Source organism: Janthinobacterium sp. GL_088 (assembly GCF_057837845.1).
Window position 1 is genome coordinate 1,409,836 of record NZ_CM174453.1, and the last position, 17,173, is coordinate 1,427,008.

General features: G+C 60.4%; 18 protein-coding genes. 10 read left to right on the plus strand and 8 right to left on the minus strand.

All coding sequences use genetic code 11. From position 1 onward, the window contains the following. Positions 1-21 precede the first annotated feature (21 nt). Together AC3IQ7_RS06375 and AC3IQ7_RS06380 are read left to right on the plus strand one after the other, a co-directional pair. Complete coding sequence (locus tag AC3IQ7_RS06375; protein WP_489208643.1) at positions 22-2,586, plus strand: TonB-dependent receptor plug domain-containing protein; 2,565 nt, start codon at positions 22-24, stop codon at positions 2,584-2,586. 42 nt (positions 2,587-2,628) lie between these two features. Continuing rightward, the gene (locus AC3IQ7_RS06380; protein ID WP_099379367.1) at positions 2,629-3,306 is read left to right on the plus strand and encodes a DOPA 4,5-dioxygenase family protein; all 678 of its coding nucleotides are present in this window, start codon (positions 2,629-2,631) and stop codon (positions 3,304-3,306) included. Positions 3,307-3,371: 65 nt separating this feature from the next. On the opposite strand, the gene AC3IQ7_RS06385 is transcribed toward AC3IQ7_RS06380, so the two are convergent. The 4 genes from AC3IQ7_RS06385 to AC3IQ7_RS06400 all read right to left on the minus strand — a co-directional run bounded on the left by AC3IQ7_RS06385 (position 3,372) and on the right by AC3IQ7_RS06400 (position 7,304). Next, positions 3,372-4,592 carry a polyhydroxyalkanoate depolymerase gene (locus tag AC3IQ7_RS06385; protein ID WP_070260064.1) on the minus strand — a complete coding sequence of 407 codons (1,221 nt, stop codon included), beginning with the start codon at positions 4,590-4,592 and terminating at the stop codon, positions 3,372-3,374. A gap of 273 nt (positions 4,593-4,865) precedes the next feature. Then, positions 4,866-5,189, minus strand: a complete 324-nt coding sequence (gene fdxA, locus AC3IQ7_RS06390; protein WP_034782458.1) for a ferredoxin FdxA — start codon at positions 5,187-5,189, stop codon at positions 4,866-4,868. Between the two features lie 332 nt (positions 5,190-5,521). Further along, positions 5,522-5,809 (minus strand): protealysin inhibitor emfourin, encoded by a 288-nt coding sequence (locus tag AC3IQ7_RS06395; RefSeq protein ID WP_099379369.1) that lies wholly within the window; start codon positions 5,807-5,809, stop codon positions 5,522-5,524. A 97-nt stretch (positions 5,810-5,906) separates the two neighbouring features. After that, complete coding sequence (locus AC3IQ7_RS06400; RefSeq protein ID WP_489208644.1) at positions 5,907-7,304, minus strand: hypothetical protein; 1,398 nt, start codon at positions 7,302-7,304, stop codon at positions 5,907-5,909. 200 nt (positions 7,305-7,504) lie between these two features. Here AC3IQ7_RS06400 and AC3IQ7_RS06405 point away from each other — a divergent pair, with 200 nt between their 5' ends. Beyond that, positions 7,505-7,789 (plus strand): polyhydroxyalkanoic acid system family protein, encoded by a 285-nt coding sequence (locus tag AC3IQ7_RS06405; protein ID WP_489208645.1) that lies wholly within the window; start codon positions 7,505-7,507, stop codon positions 7,787-7,789. Positions 7,790-7,966: 177 nt separating this feature from the next. Here AC3IQ7_RS06405 and AC3IQ7_RS06410 read toward each other — a convergent pair whose 3' ends face one another. Further along, positions 7,967-8,098 (minus strand): hypothetical protein, encoded by a 132-nt coding sequence (locus AC3IQ7_RS06410; protein WP_489208646.1) that lies wholly within the window; start codon positions 8,096-8,098, stop codon positions 7,967-7,969. Positions 8,099-8,458: 360 nt separating this feature from the next. Here AC3IQ7_RS06410 and proV point away from each other — a divergent pair, with 360 nt between their 5' ends. The 3 genes from proV to proX are packed head-to-tail and all read left to right on the plus strand — an operon-like array spanning position 8,459 to position 11,862. After that, positions 8,459-9,691 (plus strand): glycine betaine/L-proline ABC transporter ATP-binding protein ProV, encoded by a 1,233-nt coding sequence (proV, locus tag AC3IQ7_RS06415; RefSeq protein WP_099379417.1) that lies wholly within the window; start codon positions 8,459-8,461, stop codon positions 9,689-9,691. Further along, entirely contained in the window at positions 9,688-10,794 is a 1,107-nt protein-coding gene (gene proW, locus AC3IQ7_RS06420) for a glycine betaine/L-proline ABC transporter permease ProW (RefSeq protein ID WP_489208647.1), read from the plus strand. The genes proV and proW overlap by 4 nt, the downstream gene beginning before the upstream one ends. Positions 10,795-10,803: 9 nt before the next feature. Next, a complete protein-coding gene (gene proX, locus AC3IQ7_RS06425) occupies positions 10,804-11,862 on the plus strand; it encodes a glycine betaine/L-proline ABC transporter substrate-binding protein ProX (protein WP_099379373.1) in 1,059 nt (352 codons plus the stop codon). Positions 11,863-11,953: 91 nt separating this feature from the next. Here the strand turns inward: proX and AC3IQ7_RS06430 are convergent, their stop codons facing one another. The 3 genes from AC3IQ7_RS06430 to AC3IQ7_RS06440 form a co-directional block, all read right to left on the minus strand. Further along, entirely contained in the window at positions 11,954-12,424 is a 471-nt protein-coding gene (locus tag AC3IQ7_RS06430) for a GNAT family N-acetyltransferase (protein WP_489208648.1), read from the minus strand. A 47-nt stretch (positions 12,425-12,471) separates the two neighbouring features. Then, positions 12,472-12,726 (minus strand): acyl-CoA-binding protein, encoded by a 255-nt coding sequence (locus tag AC3IQ7_RS06435; protein WP_034760268.1) that lies wholly within the window; start codon positions 12,724-12,726, stop codon positions 12,472-12,474. Positions 12,727-12,925: 199 nt separating this feature from the next. Continuing rightward, on the minus strand, positions 12,926-13,282 hold the full coding sequence (locus AC3IQ7_RS06440) for an FKBP-type peptidyl-prolyl cis-trans isomerase (RefSeq protein ID WP_034760263.1): 357 nt from the start codon (positions 13,280-13,282) through the stop codon (positions 12,926-12,928). A gap of 197 nt (positions 13,283-13,479) precedes the next feature. Between AC3IQ7_RS06440 and AC3IQ7_RS06445 the strand changes: the two genes are divergently transcribed. Genes AC3IQ7_RS06445 through AC3IQ7_RS06460 form a run of 4 tightly spaced genes read left to right on the plus strand, consistent with a single transcriptional unit; the run spans position 13,480 to position 17,169 of the window. After that, on the plus strand, positions 13,480-14,451 hold the full coding sequence (locus AC3IQ7_RS06445) for a YVTN family beta-propeller repeat protein (RefSeq protein ID WP_322427382.1): 972 nt from the start codon (positions 13,480-13,482) through the stop codon (positions 14,449-14,451). A gap of 11 nt (positions 14,452-14,462) precedes the next feature. Continuing rightward, positions 14,463-15,305 (plus strand): polysaccharide deacetylase family protein, encoded by an 843-nt coding sequence (locus AC3IQ7_RS06450; protein WP_489208649.1) that lies wholly within the window; start codon positions 14,463-14,465, stop codon positions 15,303-15,305. Beyond that, positions 15,302-16,342 carry a sterol desaturase family protein gene (locus AC3IQ7_RS06455; protein WP_489208650.1) on the plus strand — a complete coding sequence of 347 codons (1,041 nt, stop codon included), beginning with the start codon at positions 15,302-15,304 and terminating at the stop codon, positions 16,340-16,342. The genes AC3IQ7_RS06450 and AC3IQ7_RS06455 overlap by 4 nt, the downstream gene beginning before the upstream one ends. After that, the gene (locus tag AC3IQ7_RS06460) at positions 16,342-17,169 is read left to right on the plus strand and encodes an EI24 domain-containing protein (RefSeq protein ID WP_489208651.1); all 828 of its coding nucleotides are present in this window, start codon (positions 16,342-16,344) and stop codon (positions 17,167-17,169) included. The genes AC3IQ7_RS06455 and AC3IQ7_RS06460 overlap by 1 nt, the downstream gene beginning before the upstream one ends. Positions 17,170-17,173: the final 4 nt, after the last annotated feature.

Consider the following 17,173-nt stretch of genomic DNA (forward strand, 5'->3'; position numbering starts at 1 on the left):
ACTTTGAAAGGATGTTTTCGTATGCTGGAATTGATTCACAAGCAAGACCCCGTCCCCCGTTTGCGGCAACTGGCACACGCCGTCTCGGCGGCCGTGCTCGTGCTGGGAGCTCCTGGCGTGGCGCATGCGCAAGCGGCGCCGGATGGCGCTGGCGCGTTGGTCGCCGCGCCGTTTGACACCGTCATCGTCACGGGCGCGCGCGGCACGGGCCGCACGGTGGCCAACAGCGCAGCGCCTATCGACGTGATCAGCGCGCAGCAATTGCAAGCCACGGGCAAGTTGAACTTGCTCGATGCGCTCGATACGGCCTTGCCATCGTTCAACTTGCCGGCCCGCGTGCAGCCCGACCTGGGCAGCATCGTGCGCGCGGGGCAGCTGCGCAACCTCGACCCCTCGCATACCCTGGTGCTGGTGAATGGCAAGCGCCGCCATACGACGGCCATCGTCAATGAGGATGGCTTTCCCGGTTCCGTCGCCACGGACCTGGCCCTGATTCCCACGGGCGCCATTGCCCGCGTGGAAATCCTGCGCGACGGCGCCTCGGCCATTTACGGTTCCGACGCCATCGCCGGCGTCATCAACATCATCCTGAAAGCGGATGACAAGGGCAGCTTCAGCACGCAACTCGGTTCCACCTACGCGGGTGACGGCACGAACGGTTCCGTGCGCATCAATGGCGGCACGCGCCTGGGCGAACACGGCTTTGCCCACTTCGGCGCCGAAGTCCAGCGCCAGGGCATCGCCGTGCGCAATTTCGGACTGAATCCCGCGTATCTGTCGTATCCGGCCGTGCGCAACAGCGATGGCCAGCCGGTGAAACTGGGAAGTAACAACAGCCTGCCGGCCGGCGCCTCGCCCAACCCGGCAGAAGCGAACCGCAACAGCAATCCGTGGCGCAATACGGGCGTGCCGCAAAGCACGACCGCCTCGCTCAGCGCCAACCTCGGCTATGACCTGTCGAACGAGGTGCAACTGTACGGCTTCGGCACGTATGCGCACCGCAATGCCCGCTCGGCGCAGAATTTCCGCCTGCCCAATACCATTTTCAATAACAACAAAGGCTTGCTGTCCGTGTATCCCGACGGCTTCACGCCGTATGAAACGACGAGTGAAAACGACTTTTCCTTGACGGGCGGCATCAAGGGCGAGACGGCGGGCTGGTCCTGGGACCTGAGCACGACGTATGGCCGCGACGATATCGACGTGGGCGTGGAGCACTCGGCCAATTACTCGCTCACTTATCCTGGCGGCAAGACGGATTTTGACATCGGCAATCAGCGCTACAGCCGCTCGACCACCAACGCCGATGTGCGCCGTCCCGTGCCGCTGGGCTTGAGCGAGCCGGCCGACCTGAGCCTGGGTCTCGAGTATTCGCATGAAACGCAGCAGCGCAGCCCGGGCGAACCCGCTTCCTGGCAGGGCAGCGGCTCATCGGCGCTGGCCGGCTACCTGCCCGTCGACGCGTCCGACACGGCGCGCCACAGCTATGCGGCGTACATCGGCCTGGGCGCGAAACTGACGCCGCAATTACTGCTCGACACGGCCTTGCGTGCCGAGAAATATTCAGATTTCGGCAGCAAGACGACGGGCCGTTTGTCCGCCCGCTATGACGTCACGCCCACGGTCGCCGTGCGCGGCACCGTCAGCAATGGTTTCCATGCACCGAGCCTGGTGACGCAATCGTATTCGAACACGTCCGACCATGCGGGCGTGCCGTATACCCTGGCGCAGCCGAACTCGGCCGCTGCGCGGGCACTGGGTGCGCAAGCATTAAAACCGGAAAAATCGACGAATCTGTCGGCCGGGCTGACCTTCAATCCTACGCCCACCTTGCGCCTGGCCGTTGACGCGTATCAAATCAAGGTCAGCGACCGTCTGGGTGTGTCGTCGAACATCGGCATCGACCGCAGTTCGGGCGTGGCGCTCGACGGCAGCGGCCGGCCGCTGACGGGGGCGCAAGCAACCGTCATTGAAAACCTGCTGCGTTCGGCGGGTTTGACGGTAGGCAATGGCCTCGTCGCGCATTACTTTGCCAACGTGGGCGACACGCGCACGCGTGGTATCGACTTGACGGCCGAAGATGTGCTGCACGTGGCCGAGGGCAAGCTGCGCTGGACGGCGGCCGCGAATCTCAACCACACGAGCCTGGTCGGCAAGGCGGCCCTGCCGGCCGTGCTGCAAGGCTTGCCGAATATCGGCACCCTGAGCAAGTCGGCCGAGTACGACCTGCTGTACCGGGCGCCGCGCGACAAGGAAATCGTCACCCTAGCGTATGAAAAAGCCGGCTGGACATTCAACCTGCGCGAGACGCGCTACGGCAAGCTCAAGCGCCTGAACGCCATCACGGGCGGCGATTACCAGTTGAAAGCCTCCTTCGTGACCGATGTCAGCCTCGGCTACGACGTCAGCAAGCGCATCAACGTGACGGTGGGCGCCAACAATGTCTTCGACCAGAAACCGAGCCAGGTGCCGCGCGCAGCGCGCAGCGCCGCGAATCTGGCGCAATACACGGGCGCCTACGATAACTCGGGACCATTAGGCGTGCTGGGCGGCTATTACTACGCGCGCGCCACGGTGTCGTTCTGATTTTCCGTATCCCTCTATTGATCATCAACAACAGGAAATGCTATGCCTGACAACAATCAACACGCGGCCATCGACCTGGAATGGGCCAATCTCCTCTCGCCGCAGCGCCGCACGGTCTTGCGCGGCGGCGGCCTGGTGGCGGCATTGGCCGCATCGGGCCTGGCTGGCACAGCCCTGGCGCAGGAGGTAAAAACGGCGCGCGTAAAACCGGCACCCGGCAAGAGTCCGTGGGGCGAGCATACGGACACGGCGCCCACGCCGCGCCCCGCCAGCGTGCGGCCCGGCGAGGAAACCTTGCCGTCAAAACCGCGCGCCTACACGGATATCGAGAGCTATCACGCGCATATCTATTTTGACGAAGACAGCTATCAAAAGGCGGCGCTGATACGTCGATGGGCTGCCGAGCGTTTCCAGATCGAGCTGGGCGACTGGAATCTGGAGCCGCGCGGCCCGCACGTGACGCCGTCGTTTTACTTTGGCTTCACGAATGATTTATTGCCTGTGATCGTGCCGTGGCTGCAGCTCAATAGCCTGGGCCTGACGATACTGATCCACCCGAACACGGAAGATCCGCGTGCCGACCACCTGTATTACGCGCTGTGGGTGAACCGTTCGCAACCCGTGAATGGCTATGCGATGAAGAAACCGGGGCCGGGCGAGCCGAGGGTCGAGCAGATCTTTGTCAATACGCGCCCGACGGTGAAAATCGAACGGGCATGAGCTGGGCATAAAAAAACGCCACGCCAGCGTGAGCTGGCGTGGCGTTTTGATGGATATGCCGTGTATTAGCCGTGTTTCTGGATGAATTCACCGATTTTCGGGCAAATGATCTCGCGCCAGCGGCGGCCCGAGAAGATGCCGTAATGGCCACATTTTGGCGCCACGAAATCTTGTTGCATCTCGGCAGGGATGCCCGAGCACAGGTCATGCGCCGCCTGCGTCTGGCCAGCGCCGGAAATATCGTCCAGCTCACCTTCCACCGTGAACAGCGCCACATTCGTGATGTCTTGCGGCCGCACCAGCTGGCCACCCACTTTCCACGTGCCCATCGGCAGGCTGAATTCCTGGAAAACCGTTTTAATGGTTTCCAGGTAGTACTCGGCCGGCATGTCCAGCACGGCGTTGTACTCGTTGTAGAACTGGCGGTGGCCTTCCGCCGGCTCGTCGTCGCCCGTCACCAGGTGCATATAGAACTCGCGGTGGCTTTGCGCGTGGCGGCCCGGGTTCATGGCGATGAAGCCGGCGTGCTGCAGGAAGCCCGGATACACCTTGCGGCCAAAGCCCGGGTAGTTCGGCGGCACCGCGTAGATCACGGTGTTTTCAAACCACGAGAATTTCTTTTCCGTCGCCAGGTTGTTCACTTGCGTGGGCGAACGGCGCGGGTCGATCGGGCCGCCCATCATCGTCATGGTTTTCGGCATGTGCGGATCTTTGGCCGTCGCCATCAGCGAGATGGCGGCCAGCACGGGCACGGTCGGTTGGCAGACGGAAATGACGTGCAAGTCAGGCGCCAGCAGGCGGATGAACTCTTGTACATAATAAATGTAGTCGTCCAGGTGGAACGGGCCTTCCGTCAGCGGTACCATGCGCGCGTCCGTCCAGTCGGTGATGTAGACATCGTGCTCGGCCAGCAAGCCGCGCACGGTATCGCGCAGCAGGGTCGAGTGGTGACCGGACAGGGGGGCAACCAGCAAAACTTTGGGCTGTTGCAAGCCAGTGGCTTCTTTTTTGAAGTGAATCAGGCGGCAAAACGGTTTTGTCACGACAACGTGTTCGCGGATGTCGACGCTCTCGCCTTGGACGAGAACGGATTGGATGTCGAATTGTGGTTTTTCGTAGTCTTTGCCAAGGCGGTACATCAGCTCGTAGCCGGCTGCGATGCGTTGCGAAAACGGGGTGTGGGCCAGTGGAGAAACCGGGTTGGTAAATAACTTGGAGGACATGTCTGCCCATTGCATCACCGGAGTGAGGAAGGAGCGTTGCAGTTCGTGCAGTTGGTAAAGCATATATAGTCCTTGTTTAATTCCAAGCGCCAATATCGGCTCAAATATCATAATCCAATTCTACGATATTTGTTGAGGACAAAATGTGCATTACCGCGCATAGGTCCACAGTTTGCGCTTTGGTGTGACAGCGCGCCACACTTGCGTGGATAGACCTGCAACGATGCTTTAAAAGCAAAAAAAGCAGCGTTTCCGCTGCTTTTTGTCTGTTTTTTTGCCGCCACGCCCTACGGAGAAGAGTCTCCCCGCCGGAACGGTCGCGGCATTGCCGTGCGTTTAGCGCACCAGCATGTCGAGCTTGTCCTTGACGTCCTTGAATTGCTCGGCTTCCGGCAAGGCCGCCTTCGTCTTGGTGATCGACGGCCAGTTACGGGCCAGGTCGACGTTGATCTTGATGAAGGCTTGCTGGTCGCCCGGCACGTCTTCTTCCGCGAAAATCGCGTTCACCGGGCACTCTGCCACGCAGACTGCGCAGTCAATACATTCGTCCGGATCGATCGCCAGGAAGTTCGGGCCTTCCCGGAAACAATCTACCGGGCAGACATCGACGCAGTCGGTATAGCGACAGGCGATGCAGGATTCGGTGACAACGTGGGTCATAACAGTCCTATCAATTTGGGGGGAGGTGCTGTAGCGCCTGCAGGAACCTCGGCGGCGCATACTAAAGCAAAGCATTGTATTTTAAGGCAATTCGCTATTTCTCACAAATCCCGCTTATATACAATACATATAAGCAAATTCATTTTTTGGCAGTGCCGTTGCCGCGCAGAGCGGGCAATTCAGCGACTATCCGGGACGTTGGCATGAAGAACGCGGCAAGAAAGCGACAGTCGCCCGATACTGCAAGGTGCAGGACGGGCGAGGCAGGGGCTTGTCGTGTGGTGTTTTTGTTTTACCCAAATCAAGATCGGTAAAAATAAGTGCCAGAACAATCAGGCGCTGGCGCGTATTTGCGTCAGCAACTGTTGCCAACGTGCATTTTCAGCACTGCCATCCTCGGCAAACGTGATGGTGCGGCGCGTAGTGGGTGCCTCGACGGTGATCTGCCAATGGGGGATATCGGCGCCCACCTGTTCGCCCGTGCCCTGCGGGTGCGTAAAGAAGCCGCTGCTGGCCAGTGCTGCTTCCAGTCCGGGGCCGGCCGGGTGCGCCTGCGTATCAATGTCGTACTGTTCGCTGAGGCCGGCAAAGCCGCCGCTGCTGCGGGCTGAAATTTTCATGCTGCTCCTTCTTGAGGACGGTGTTGGGAACGTGATGCGGCAGCCGTCGCCTGCGGCTGACTGCTGGCGGGCCTGCGGCGTAGGGCGTAAGGTGTATCTATCGGGGCGCGTAACTGCGGCACCAGGCTGCCAGCGCTTCGCGCTCCGCTTCCAGCAATTGATCCGATTCGCTGTATTCCGCATGGTTCATGGTACCGCAGCAGGCGCGCCTGTCTTGCACGGCGCCCTCGTCATCGACGATGCCTGCGGCAAAGGTCATTTGCCCATCCTCCGTCATGGCATTGTCCTTGAGCACTTCGCGCACGGTAAAACTGTTGCGGATGAAATCGAGGTAGCTGGTAAAGCCGTCGGCCTGCGCCAGGGTCAGCATCTGACCGGCCACGTCGGCGTACGTGGCAGCATGGTCGGGAGACGCCACCAGGGCGCGCAAGACCAGGCTGCGCAGGTAGTCGCCGCAGCGGTGCAGCACGGCCGCGTCGTCTTCCAGCTGGGGCTGGCGTTCATGCGCAAAGATGTCGGCCAGGATGTCGTAGATGGCGCCGGTAAACACTTGCGAGATGGCGTGCACTTCCGTGCCAGCCTCCGACAATTTGATGTCATTGTCGGCATTGCGCAAACCGTTCGGCCGGCCCAGCGCCAGGCCGAACTGTTCCGCCAGGTCGGCCAGGAAGGTTTTATCGTGCAGGTCGGACTTGGTTTGCGCGATGACGGCTTCGACCTGGTCCAGCTGCGACAGGGCCAGGAAGATGGCCGTCAGGTCGCCGAACGATTCGTGCAAGCCGCCCGTCTGCGGTGGATTATTGTTGAGCAGCCAATTCGGCTTGAGGCCGTCGAGGATGGCGTGTCCTGTTTCATGCGAGACGATGTCGAGCGAACGGCAGGTGTAGACGCGCTCGGTGGCGCCGCTGGGAATGAAGTCGCCGAACTTGAGGGCCTTGTCGCTGCGGCTGTAATAGGCATTCATGACATTGGGCAAGCCGTGCGGGAACACGCGCAGCGGTGCCGTATTGCTGGCGCTATTCCATTGCCAGGGCAGGGGCGGCGCCGTGTCGTTACTGGCCATCGCGCGCTGGTACATGGTGAGCGTCATGCGCACGATGGCAAACGTGTGCACGGCGTCGAACTGGTCGGTGTTGGGCGAGACGATGAAGTCGCCAAAGGCGTTCGGGCTGACCTGGGCGATGCCCGGCTCTCCAAACGTGATGCGCGCGTCGCGCGGGCCTTGCAAAGTCAGGCCGGGCAAGAAGGTCTTGCGCGTGCCCAGTTCGCTGACGGACGGGTCTTGTTTCCAGATCAGCACGCGCGAACCGACGGGCACGGCGGCCAAGTCGCGGGCCGTTGCCTCGGTCAGGCGCGGCCGACCCGGCTGCAGGGTCAGTTGCGCATTCTTGCGGTGCACGCGGTAGGGCGCCGAGGGGGTAGGGACATAGCCGACGGGCAAGGACACGCATTTGGTCAGCACGGCTTCGACCGGCACGATGACTTTCTGGTCCATGGTAGCTCTCCAACACACTCGCAACTGGAATGGAGATAGTCGGCCTGCTTCGCTGATTTCGGTTTGATGTGGCGCAAGCGCCGCGCAGGAAAGCGCGGTTTTTTCCATGTACCGGCGTTCCCCATGGCTGCGGCTGCCGCGTGGCGGCTGGTATGATGCTGGCCGTACGGCACCCGTTTTAATAATAAAAGGATTGTTTGATGGCGGATATAAATATAGTTCAGCAACATAAGCTGACAGCAGCAAAGGCCCGCGAAGCGGCGCAGCAAGTGGCCGACAAGCTGGCCCAGGAATATGACCTGGCGTGCGCCTGGGATGGCGATGTGCTGCGTTTCGAGCGCAGCGGCGTCGATGGGGCGTTGACCCTGGAAAAAGAGCAGGCGCAACTGCAAATCAAGCTGGGCTTCATGCTCAGCGCCTTCGCCTCCACCATTGAAGGCAAGATTGCCGAAAAGATGCGCAAGGTGTTTGCCGAGTCAGTTTGATGGCATTTCCCCCGCTTGTCTGGCGCCATGTTTGGTGCTAGGAACGTGTCGCAGTGATGGGCGAAAAGACGATGAAAACACATCGCTTTTCGCCTTTTTCACGTCTGACTGTACGCTGGCGAACATTGCTAGCACATTTCTATTTGGAAAGCCATTGGACTTTGGTGGCTTTTTGCGTTATACTTGAGTCATATTTACAACAGCTACAATATTTACAACAGCTACAATATTTACAACAGCTACAATATTTACAACAGCTACAATATTTACAACAGCTACAATATTTACAACAGCTACACCGCGTTTCACCTTCTGCTTCGCAGTACTCTCCGCTCGCTGAGTGGTGAATAATTCTTCGGGTTTTACACCCGCATCCAGTTAAAAGTAGCTTGGTCGATTTTTTCGGTCAAATACATTTGGTGCCATGTATTTGCATGGCGCTAGCGTTGTTAAAAGTCCTGAACCACAGCCTCTTTTAGCACGCACACGGCACCCCGGCACCGGCTTTGGCCATCCGCTGGTCATTGCGTGTCACCCCCTGTTACCTGTCGCTCCCGTGCGCTTTTTGCGCCGTGGCGTAGCCGACGCAACAGGGTTTGCTGATTCCCGCCGCAAGCTAGCAGCTTGCTGGGTTTCATTCCATTCGTCAAATCGAGGGAGAACCACATCGTGGCAAAACAAATTATTATCGACCATGTGTTCAAAGTGTTCGGCGACAAGCCAGAAGAAGCACTTGAACTCGTCCATCAGGGCGCCAGCAAGCAGGATATCCTGGCCAAGACCGACTGCACCATCGGCGTTTTCGACGCCACCTTTACCATTGAAGCGGGCGAGATTTTCGTCATCATGGGCCTGTCCGGTTCGGGCAAGTCGACCCTGGTGCGCATGCTGAACCGTTTGATCGAGCCAACCGCCGGCCGCATCCTGATCGACGGCAATGACATCAATACCTTGCCTGACGCCCAGCTGCGCGCCCTGCGCCGCAAGGACATCAGCATGGTGTTCCAGTCGTTCGCGCTGTTGCCGCAAATTACCGTGCTCGACAACACTGCTTTCGGCATGGAACTGGCCGGCATGCCCAAGGCCGAGCGCCATGCGCTGGCTCAGCAAGCGCTGGAACAGGTGGGCCTGGACGGCTACGGCGCCAGCTATCCCGACGAATTGTCGGGCGGCATGCAGCAGCGCGTGGGCCTGGCCCGTGCGCTGGCGTGCGATCCATCGATTTTGCTGATGGATGAAGCGTTTTCCGCGCTCGATCCGATTATCCGTACGGAAATGCAATCGGAACTGCTGCGCTTGCAGCAAATCAAGCGCCGCACCATCGTCTTCATTTCGCATGACCTCGACGAAGCCATGCGCATCGGCGACCGCGTTGCCATCATGAAAGACGGCCACGTGGTGCAAGTGGGCACGCCGGAAGAAATCCTGCGCAAACCAGCCAACGATTACGTGCGCAACTTCGTGCGCGGCGTCGATGCGGCGGCCGTATTCAAGGCCAGCGATATCGCCCGCAAGAGCCAGATCGTCGTGTCCGAGTCCCCGAGCCGCGGTTCGCGCGCCGCGCTGTCGATGCTGGAAGAGCAGGATCGCGCCTTTGCCTACGTCGTCAATCCGCAGCGCAAGTTCCTCGGTGTCGTTTCGGCCGATTCGCTGCGCAGTGCGCTCGACGGCCATGTCGGCCCGCTGGGCCTGGCGCATGCCTATCTGCCCGACGTGCAGACCATCAATGCAGATGAGCCAGTCGCCGGCCTGTTCGGCCAGGTGGCGCAACTGCCTTACGCCGTCCCTGTGGTGGCCAATGACGGCAGCTTCCGCGGCGCCATCAGCAAGACAACCTTGCTGAAGTTCCTCGACCGCGACACGCCAGCCATAGCCGAACAACAACAGAAAGGACAAGCATGAACCCAAGCACCGTTTCCACAGTAGAAGCTGTTGTTGAACAGCCAGCCGCGCAAATCAATCCCTGGGCGCTGACGCCGCCGACCGACGCCAGCACTGCCTGGCTGGACGCCGCCGCGCCTGCCATGCAGCCGGAACATGCGACCGGCTTTCACCTGACGCAGATTTTCGACGGCTCGCTGCCGCTGGAAAGCTGGATCAACCAGGGCCTGGGCTGGGTTGTCGCCCATTTCCGCCCTTTCTTCCAGGCAGTGCGCGCGCCGATCGATAGCACCCTGAACGGCGTGGAAGGCGTGCTGCTGGCGGCCCCGTCGCTGACGGTGATCGCCATCATCGGCTTGCTGGCGTGGCAATTTACCAGCCGCACCCTGGCCGTCGGCACCGTGCTGGCGCTGCTCGTCGTGTCGATGCTGGGCATCTGGCCCGAAGCCATGACCACCCTGTCGCTGGTATTGACGTCGCTGGCTTTCTGTCTGGCCATCGGCTTGCCGCTGGGTATTTTCCTTGCCAGCAGCGACCGCGCGCAGAATATCCTGCGCCCCCTGCTCGACGCCATGCAGACGACGCCTGCCTTCGTCTACCTGGTGCCGGTGGTGATGCTGTTTGGTATCGGTAATGCGCCAGGCGTGATCGTGACGATCATCTTTGCCCTGCCGCCGCTGGTGCGTCTGACCAACCTCGGTATCCGCCAGGTGCGTCCCGACCTGATCGAAGCGGCGCGCGCCTATGGCGCCTCGCCGTGGCAGTTGCTGACCCGCGTGCAATTTCCGCTGGCCATGCCGTCCATCATGGCCGGTATCAACCAGTCGCTGATGCTGTCGCTGTCGATGGTCGTGATCGCCTCGATGATCGCCGTTGGTGGCCTGGGCCAGATGGTATTGCGCGGCATTGGTCGCCTGGACATGGGCCTGGCAACCGTCGGCGGCCTGGGCATCGTGCTGCTGGCCATCACCCTGGACCGTTTGACGCAAGCGATGGGCCAGCCACGCCGTGGCGTGCGCCACTGGTACCAGACGGGCCCTGCCGGTTTCGTGCTGCGCCTGGTGCGCGGCAATGCAGAGAAAAATAATGTTGAACAGCAAGCCACGCTGGCCAACGCACAATAAAGGAACCACATGCATCAAATTGACAATTTTAAAGTGACGCAAAAATCGCAACGCAAGTTCCAGCTGTTTTCCGCCCTGGCGATCGCCGCCATGGCCCTGACCACCAGCCTGGCCATGGCGCAGACGCCGGCCGTGGCCGCCGACGCATTGCCCGGCAAGGGCGTCAAGGTGCAGCCGCTGCAAAGCTCGATCGCGGAAGAGACCTTCCAGACCATGCTGGTCGACAAGGCGCTGGAAAAGCTCGGCTATGAAGTGCAGCCGATCAAGGAAGTGGAATATCCGACGGCGCATATCGCCATTGCCAACGGTGACGCCACCTTCATGGCCGTGCACTGGGACCCGATGCACAAGGATTTCTATAACAATGCGGGCGGCGACGCCAAGCTGTTGCGCACCGGCCAGTATGCGGGGCCTGCCGCGCAAGGTTATCTGATCGATAAGGCTACGGCGGAAAAGTACAACATCACGAATATCGACCAGTTGCGCGATCCCACCCTGGCCAAGCTGTTCGACCATGACGGCGATGGCAAGGCCGACTTGACGGGTTGCAACCCTGGCTGGGGCTGCGAAGCGCTGATCGAGAACCACATGGATGCATACAAATTGCGCAAGACGGTGACGCACGTGCAGGGCAGCTATGCGGCCCTGATCGCCGACACCCTGGGCCGCTACAAGCGTGGCGAACCGATCCTGTATTACACGTGGACGCCATACTGGGTCAGCGGCGTGCTGGTGCCGGGCAAGGACGTGGTCTGGCTGAAAGTGCCGTTCTCGGCCAATCCGGACAAGGTGAATACCCGCCTCGACGATGGCAGCGATTACGGTTTTGCCGTCAACACGGCGCGCATCGTGTCGAACAAGGCCTGGGCGGAGAGCAACCCGGCCGCGGCCAAGCTGTTCGAAGTGATGCAGTTGCCGGTGGCGGACATCAATGCGCAGAACGAGCGCATGCGCCGCGGCGAAAACACGCAAGCCGATATCGCCCGCCATACGGCTGGCTGGATCAAGTTCCACCAGCAAACATTTGACGGCTGGATCGCGCAGGCGCTGGCGGCGGCAAAAAAGTAAATTGCGGCTGATGCAGGCGTAAAAAAAGTGGCTACCGATTCGGTAGCCACTTTTGCATTTACGGCCTGTTTTTGTGGTTTTTGGTGAGTTTTTAGCCGTTTTCGGCCAGTTTCAGGTGCAAAATGGGGAAAGGCTTGCCGAACGGGTCAAGCGGCGAGCGGTTTTCCACGATAAAGCCCAGGTGGCGGTAAAAGCCATGCGCCTGCGTGTTGTGTTCGTTGACATCGACTGCCGTGGCGCCCAAGGCCGCGAGGGCATGCTGGACCAGCGCGCGGCCGGCGCCGCTGCCACGCCGGTCCGGATGCACGAACAGCATTTCGATCTTGGCGTGCTCGACGCACAGGAATGCATAGGCGACGCCGTCATCCGCGCGCAGCACGTGCAGCAGGCGTTCGGCCGTCACTCTGGCCAGCTCTTCGCGTACGAAGGGCATCAGGAAGGCGATATCGCTATCGGCGAGGAAATCGTGGGTGGCGCGTACGGACAGGTGCCAGACGTCGAACAAGCGGGGCAGGTCGTCGGCATGCGCCAGCGAAACCTGGGAAATCAGTGATGGTGTCATGCAGAAATTATACTGCCCCGACAGGCGCCGGGGCAGGGGAGGGACGATCAGTCCTTCAAGTCTTCGATCAGGTCGATGTATTGCTGTTGCGCATCTTCCTTCGAGGTGCCGGCCAGGGCCGCCCAGGCGTCGAACTTGGCGCGGTTGACGAAGTCGGTCATGCCAGGACGCTCGCCCGTGGCGTCGCCGCTCGACGCTTGCTTGAACAAGGCGTAGATTTTCAACAAGGTCATATTGTCCGGACGCTCGGACAGGGTCTTGGAATCGAGCTGCGCTTGTTCGAATTGCTCTTGTAAACTCATGATGGCTCCTGTGTGCTGATGGAATCGCTGGAAAAGTGCGGCAGGCCCGGCGGAGTGGCCACCGTGCGTGCTGCAGTGCCTGACATCATAGTGAAAAAAGCGTGCCGTGCATTAGAGGACACACTCAAAACAAAAACGCCGCCGCTGCGTGAACAGGGGCGGCGCCGGTACAGTCGCTTCAGCGCTGCGCAGTCGGTGCTTATACGCCCAGCAGTTCGACGTCGAAAATCAGGGTGGCGTTCGGTGGAATCACGCCGCCGGCGCCGCGTGCGCCATAGCCCAGTGCTGCAGGGATGATCAGCTGGCGCTTGCCGCCCACTTTCATGCCTTGTACGCCTTCGTCCCAGCCTTGAATGACGCGGCCGGCGCCCAGCGGGAATTCGAATGGGTCGTTGCGGTCCTTGCTCGAGTCAAATTTCGAACCGGCGCTGCCGTCGTCGTTCTGCAGCCAGCCCGTGTAATGCACGACAACATTGTTGCCGGCTTGCGCTTCAGCGCCTTCGCCAACGACGGTATCGATGTATTGCAGGCCGGAAGCGGTAGTGGTGGTGGTCATGATAATCCTTGTGTAGGCGATGAAAGCTTCAGATTGTAGAGCAATGAGTTGCAAAGCGCCATTCCAGGCCCGGCACAGGGAAAAAACGGAAATTATGGTGATGTGTGGCTGCCGGCAGCATTTAAGGGGGGATTTCACACAATAAATACAGTGTTCCACGTAAAATGCATGTTTTGTATTTAACAGTGATTTCTTCCATGTTCCGCAGTCTACGCCGCCTTGTTTTTTCCTCGCTGTGCCTGGTTTCCGCAATATCGACGGCGCAAGCCGAAGTGGTGGTGGTGCTCAATTCCCGTGATGCCACGGTGCAACTGCTGGACCAGAAAACGTATGCTCCCCTGTCCACCTTTGCCGTCGGCAAGGAACCGCACCATTTGATGGAAACGCCGGACGGCAAGTCGCTGATCGTCGCCAGTTCTGTCGGCAACGAACTGATCTTCCTCGACCCTGTGTCGGGCCAGATCCAGCGCCGTATCAGCAATATCCTCGACCCGTATCAGATCGGCTTTTCGCCGGACCAGAAGTGGTTCATCTCGAACTCGCTGCGCCTGGACCGCATCGACCTGTACCGCTACGACGGCAAGAACCTGACCCTGGCCAAGCGCATCCCGCTGCCAAAGTTGCCCAGCCACATGGCGTTCACGGCCGACAGCACCATGGCTTTTATCACGCAGCAGGGCAGCAACCAGGTCAGCGCCATCGATCTGGCCACGCAAACCGTCAAATGGACCATGCCTGTCGGCCCCGCGCCGGCCGGTATCACGATGACGCCCGATGGCAAGTATTTGCTGGTCGGCATCATGGGCAGCGATTACGTGGAAGTGATCGACTGGCGCACGCAAAAGACCGTCAAGCGCATCAAGGCGGGCGCCGGCACGCATAATTTCCGCGCGCTCGGTGACAACCGCATGACGTTCGTCTCGAACCGCGTGTCGAACACGATCAACATCATCGACCAGCAAACCCTGGAAAACGTGGGCACCATCAATGTGCCGGGCGGTCCGGATTGCATGGAAATCACGCCCGATGGCAAGACCATGTGGGTGACCTTGCGCTGGATCAAGAAAGTAGCCGTGATCGATTTGACCACGCGCAAGGTGATCAAGACCATACCGGTGGGCCGCTCGCCCCATGGCGTGTATTTCGCCACCCACTCGCCACGCATGTGATGGCGGGTGTGATGATGAAACGCCTCACTTTCGTGGGTCACGTGCCCGCCATGCTGCTGTGCGCCGGCGCCATGCTGTCGTCCGCCCATGCCGCCGCACCGGTGCAAGCTGCATCGACCCCGGCCGCATCTTCGACCCCGGCCGCTTGCAAGGGCGCCATCTACATGACCTTCGACACGGGCAGCCAGTCGCAAGCGCAGCTGATCGCCGACGTGCTGAATCAGCGCCATGTGAAGGCAACTTTCTTCCTGGCCAATGAAAAGACCACGCGCGGCGACTATTCGCTCGATGCCTCGTGGGCGCCGTACTGGAAAGCCCGTGTCGCCGAAGGCCACGCATTTGGCACGCATACGTTTGACCACGTGTACTGGAAGAAGGATCTGGCCAACGGCTTGATTCAGGTCAAGCCCCAGTTCGGCAAGGATGGCGGCAAGCTGGCTTCCTTCACCGATAAGCAGTTCTGCGAGGAATTGCGACGCGTCGATACGCGCTTCCAGGAGTTGACCGGGCACAAGCTTGACCCGTTCTGGCGCGCGCCGGGCGGCTACACGTCGCCGCGCACCCTGGCGGCCGGCAGCGCCTGCGGCTACCAGCATGCGGGTTGGGCGCCGGCCGGGTATTCTGGCGATGAACTGCCCAGCGACAAGTATCCGAACGCCATGCTGCTGAAAAAAGCCCTGGCGAACTTGCGCAGCGGCGACATTTTCATTGCGCACATGGGCATCTGGTCGCGCAAGGAGCCGTGGGCTCCGGCCAACCTGGACGCCTTGATTTCCGGCCTGCAAGACAAGGGGTTCTGCTTTGCCACCCTGCGCGAGCATCCTGCCTACGCGCAGAAGAAGGGCCAGCCATGATCGCCGCCGATATCCTCGGCTACGTCACGCCCGTCATCGACACGGTGGTCGACGCTTTTGGCGCGGCGCAAGGCTGGCTGTTCCAGACCATCGTCAATCCGCTCGTGTATCACCTGGGCTTTGGCGAATTCACGGAAGAAGCGTTCGAGGGCACGGAGTGGCTGCTGATCGGCCTGTGCGAACTGGTGCTGCTGTTTCTCGTGCTGCGTCCGCTTGAAGCCTTGATTCCCGCGCAAAAGATGACGGATCCGCGCGCGCGCTGGAACGATTTCATTTACACGGTGCTGCACCGCATCGGCCTGTTTTCTGTCGTGGTCTTCTTCACGCTCGATCCGCTGATGGATGCATTGGCGGGCGCCTTGCGTTTCGACAATGTTCATCCCTTGAACCTGGAATCGCTGTTGCCCGGCATCAGTCCCTTGCTTAGTTTTATCATTTATTTTGTCATTCTGGATTTTGTCGACTATTGCTACCACCGGGCCTCGCACCATTTCGGCTGGTGGTGGGGCTTGCACAGCCTGCATCACAGCCAGCAAAACATGAACTTGTGGAGCGATGACCGCAACCACCTGCTCGATGACTTCCTGCGCGACGTGGTGATGGCCCTGGTGGCCCTCGGTATCGGCGTGCCGCCGGGACAATACGTGCTGCTGGTGTCGATTTCGCGCATTCTGCAAAGCTTGCAGCACGCGAATGTGAGGATACACTTCGGCCGCATCGGCGAGCGGCTCTTGATCTCGCCCCGTTTCCATCGCACGCACCACGCCATCGGCGTGGGGCACGAGTCGAAGGGCAAGGGCAGCATGGGTGGTTGCAACTTCGGCGTCGTCTTGCCGATTTGGGATATGCTGCTGGGCACCGCGAATTTCTCGGCGGGCTATGCGCGCACGGGCGTGCGCGACCAGCTGGCCCGCATCGACAGCAATGGCGTGGGTCGGCCGGGACGCCACTATGGCCGCGGTTTCTGGCAGCAGCAATGGCTGGGCCTGCGCCGCATGGTGGAATTTGCAAGAGTTAAACGAAAAGGACGTCGTTGATGCGCAATGTGTTGAATTCGTATGGCCGTGCTTTCCTGTCGCAATTGCATGGCAGGATATTGCTGCTGAGCGTGGCGCCCTTCATCCTCTCGTTGGTGCTCTGGGGCGGATTGCTGTATGTGGGCTTGCAGCCGCTGATCGACAGCCTGCATGCGCTGTTCACGCAGTACGACTTCTTCCGCACCAGCGGCCAGGTGCTGTCCACCTTTGGCCTGGGCGTGCTGAAAGCCGTGATCGTGCCCCTGATCGCCATGTTCATGCTGCTGCCGCTGATGATCTTGACGGCGCTGATTTTCATGGGCCTGTTCGCCATGCCGGCCATCGGCCGCCATATTGGCGGACGGCATTTTCCGCAACTGGACAAGAAGCATGGCGGCAGCCTGCTCGGCAGCGTCACCACCTCGCTGGCCACGTTTTTGCTGTTTATCCTGGTTTGGGTGCTCATGCTGCCTCTGTACGCGTTTCCGCCCGCCGCGCTGGTAGGGCAGGCCGTGCTGTGGGGCTGGCTGACGTACCGCGTGATGGCCTACGACGCCATGGCTGACTACGCCAGCGTGGAAGAGCGCCACGCCATCATGCGCGAACAGCGCTGGCCCTTGCTGGCCATCGGCATGGTGTCCGGCGTCGCCGGCGCCGTGCCGGGCATGCTGTGGATGGGCGGCGTGATGTCGGTGGTGTTCTTCCCCTTCCTCGCGGCGTTCGCCATCTGGCTGTATGTGCTGATCTTTATCTTTACGGGCCTGTGGTTCCAGTATTACTGCCTGGAAGCACTGTCGCGTTTGCGGGGCGTACGCGGCATGACCGACGTGGCGCCGGCGGACGCATGAGTAT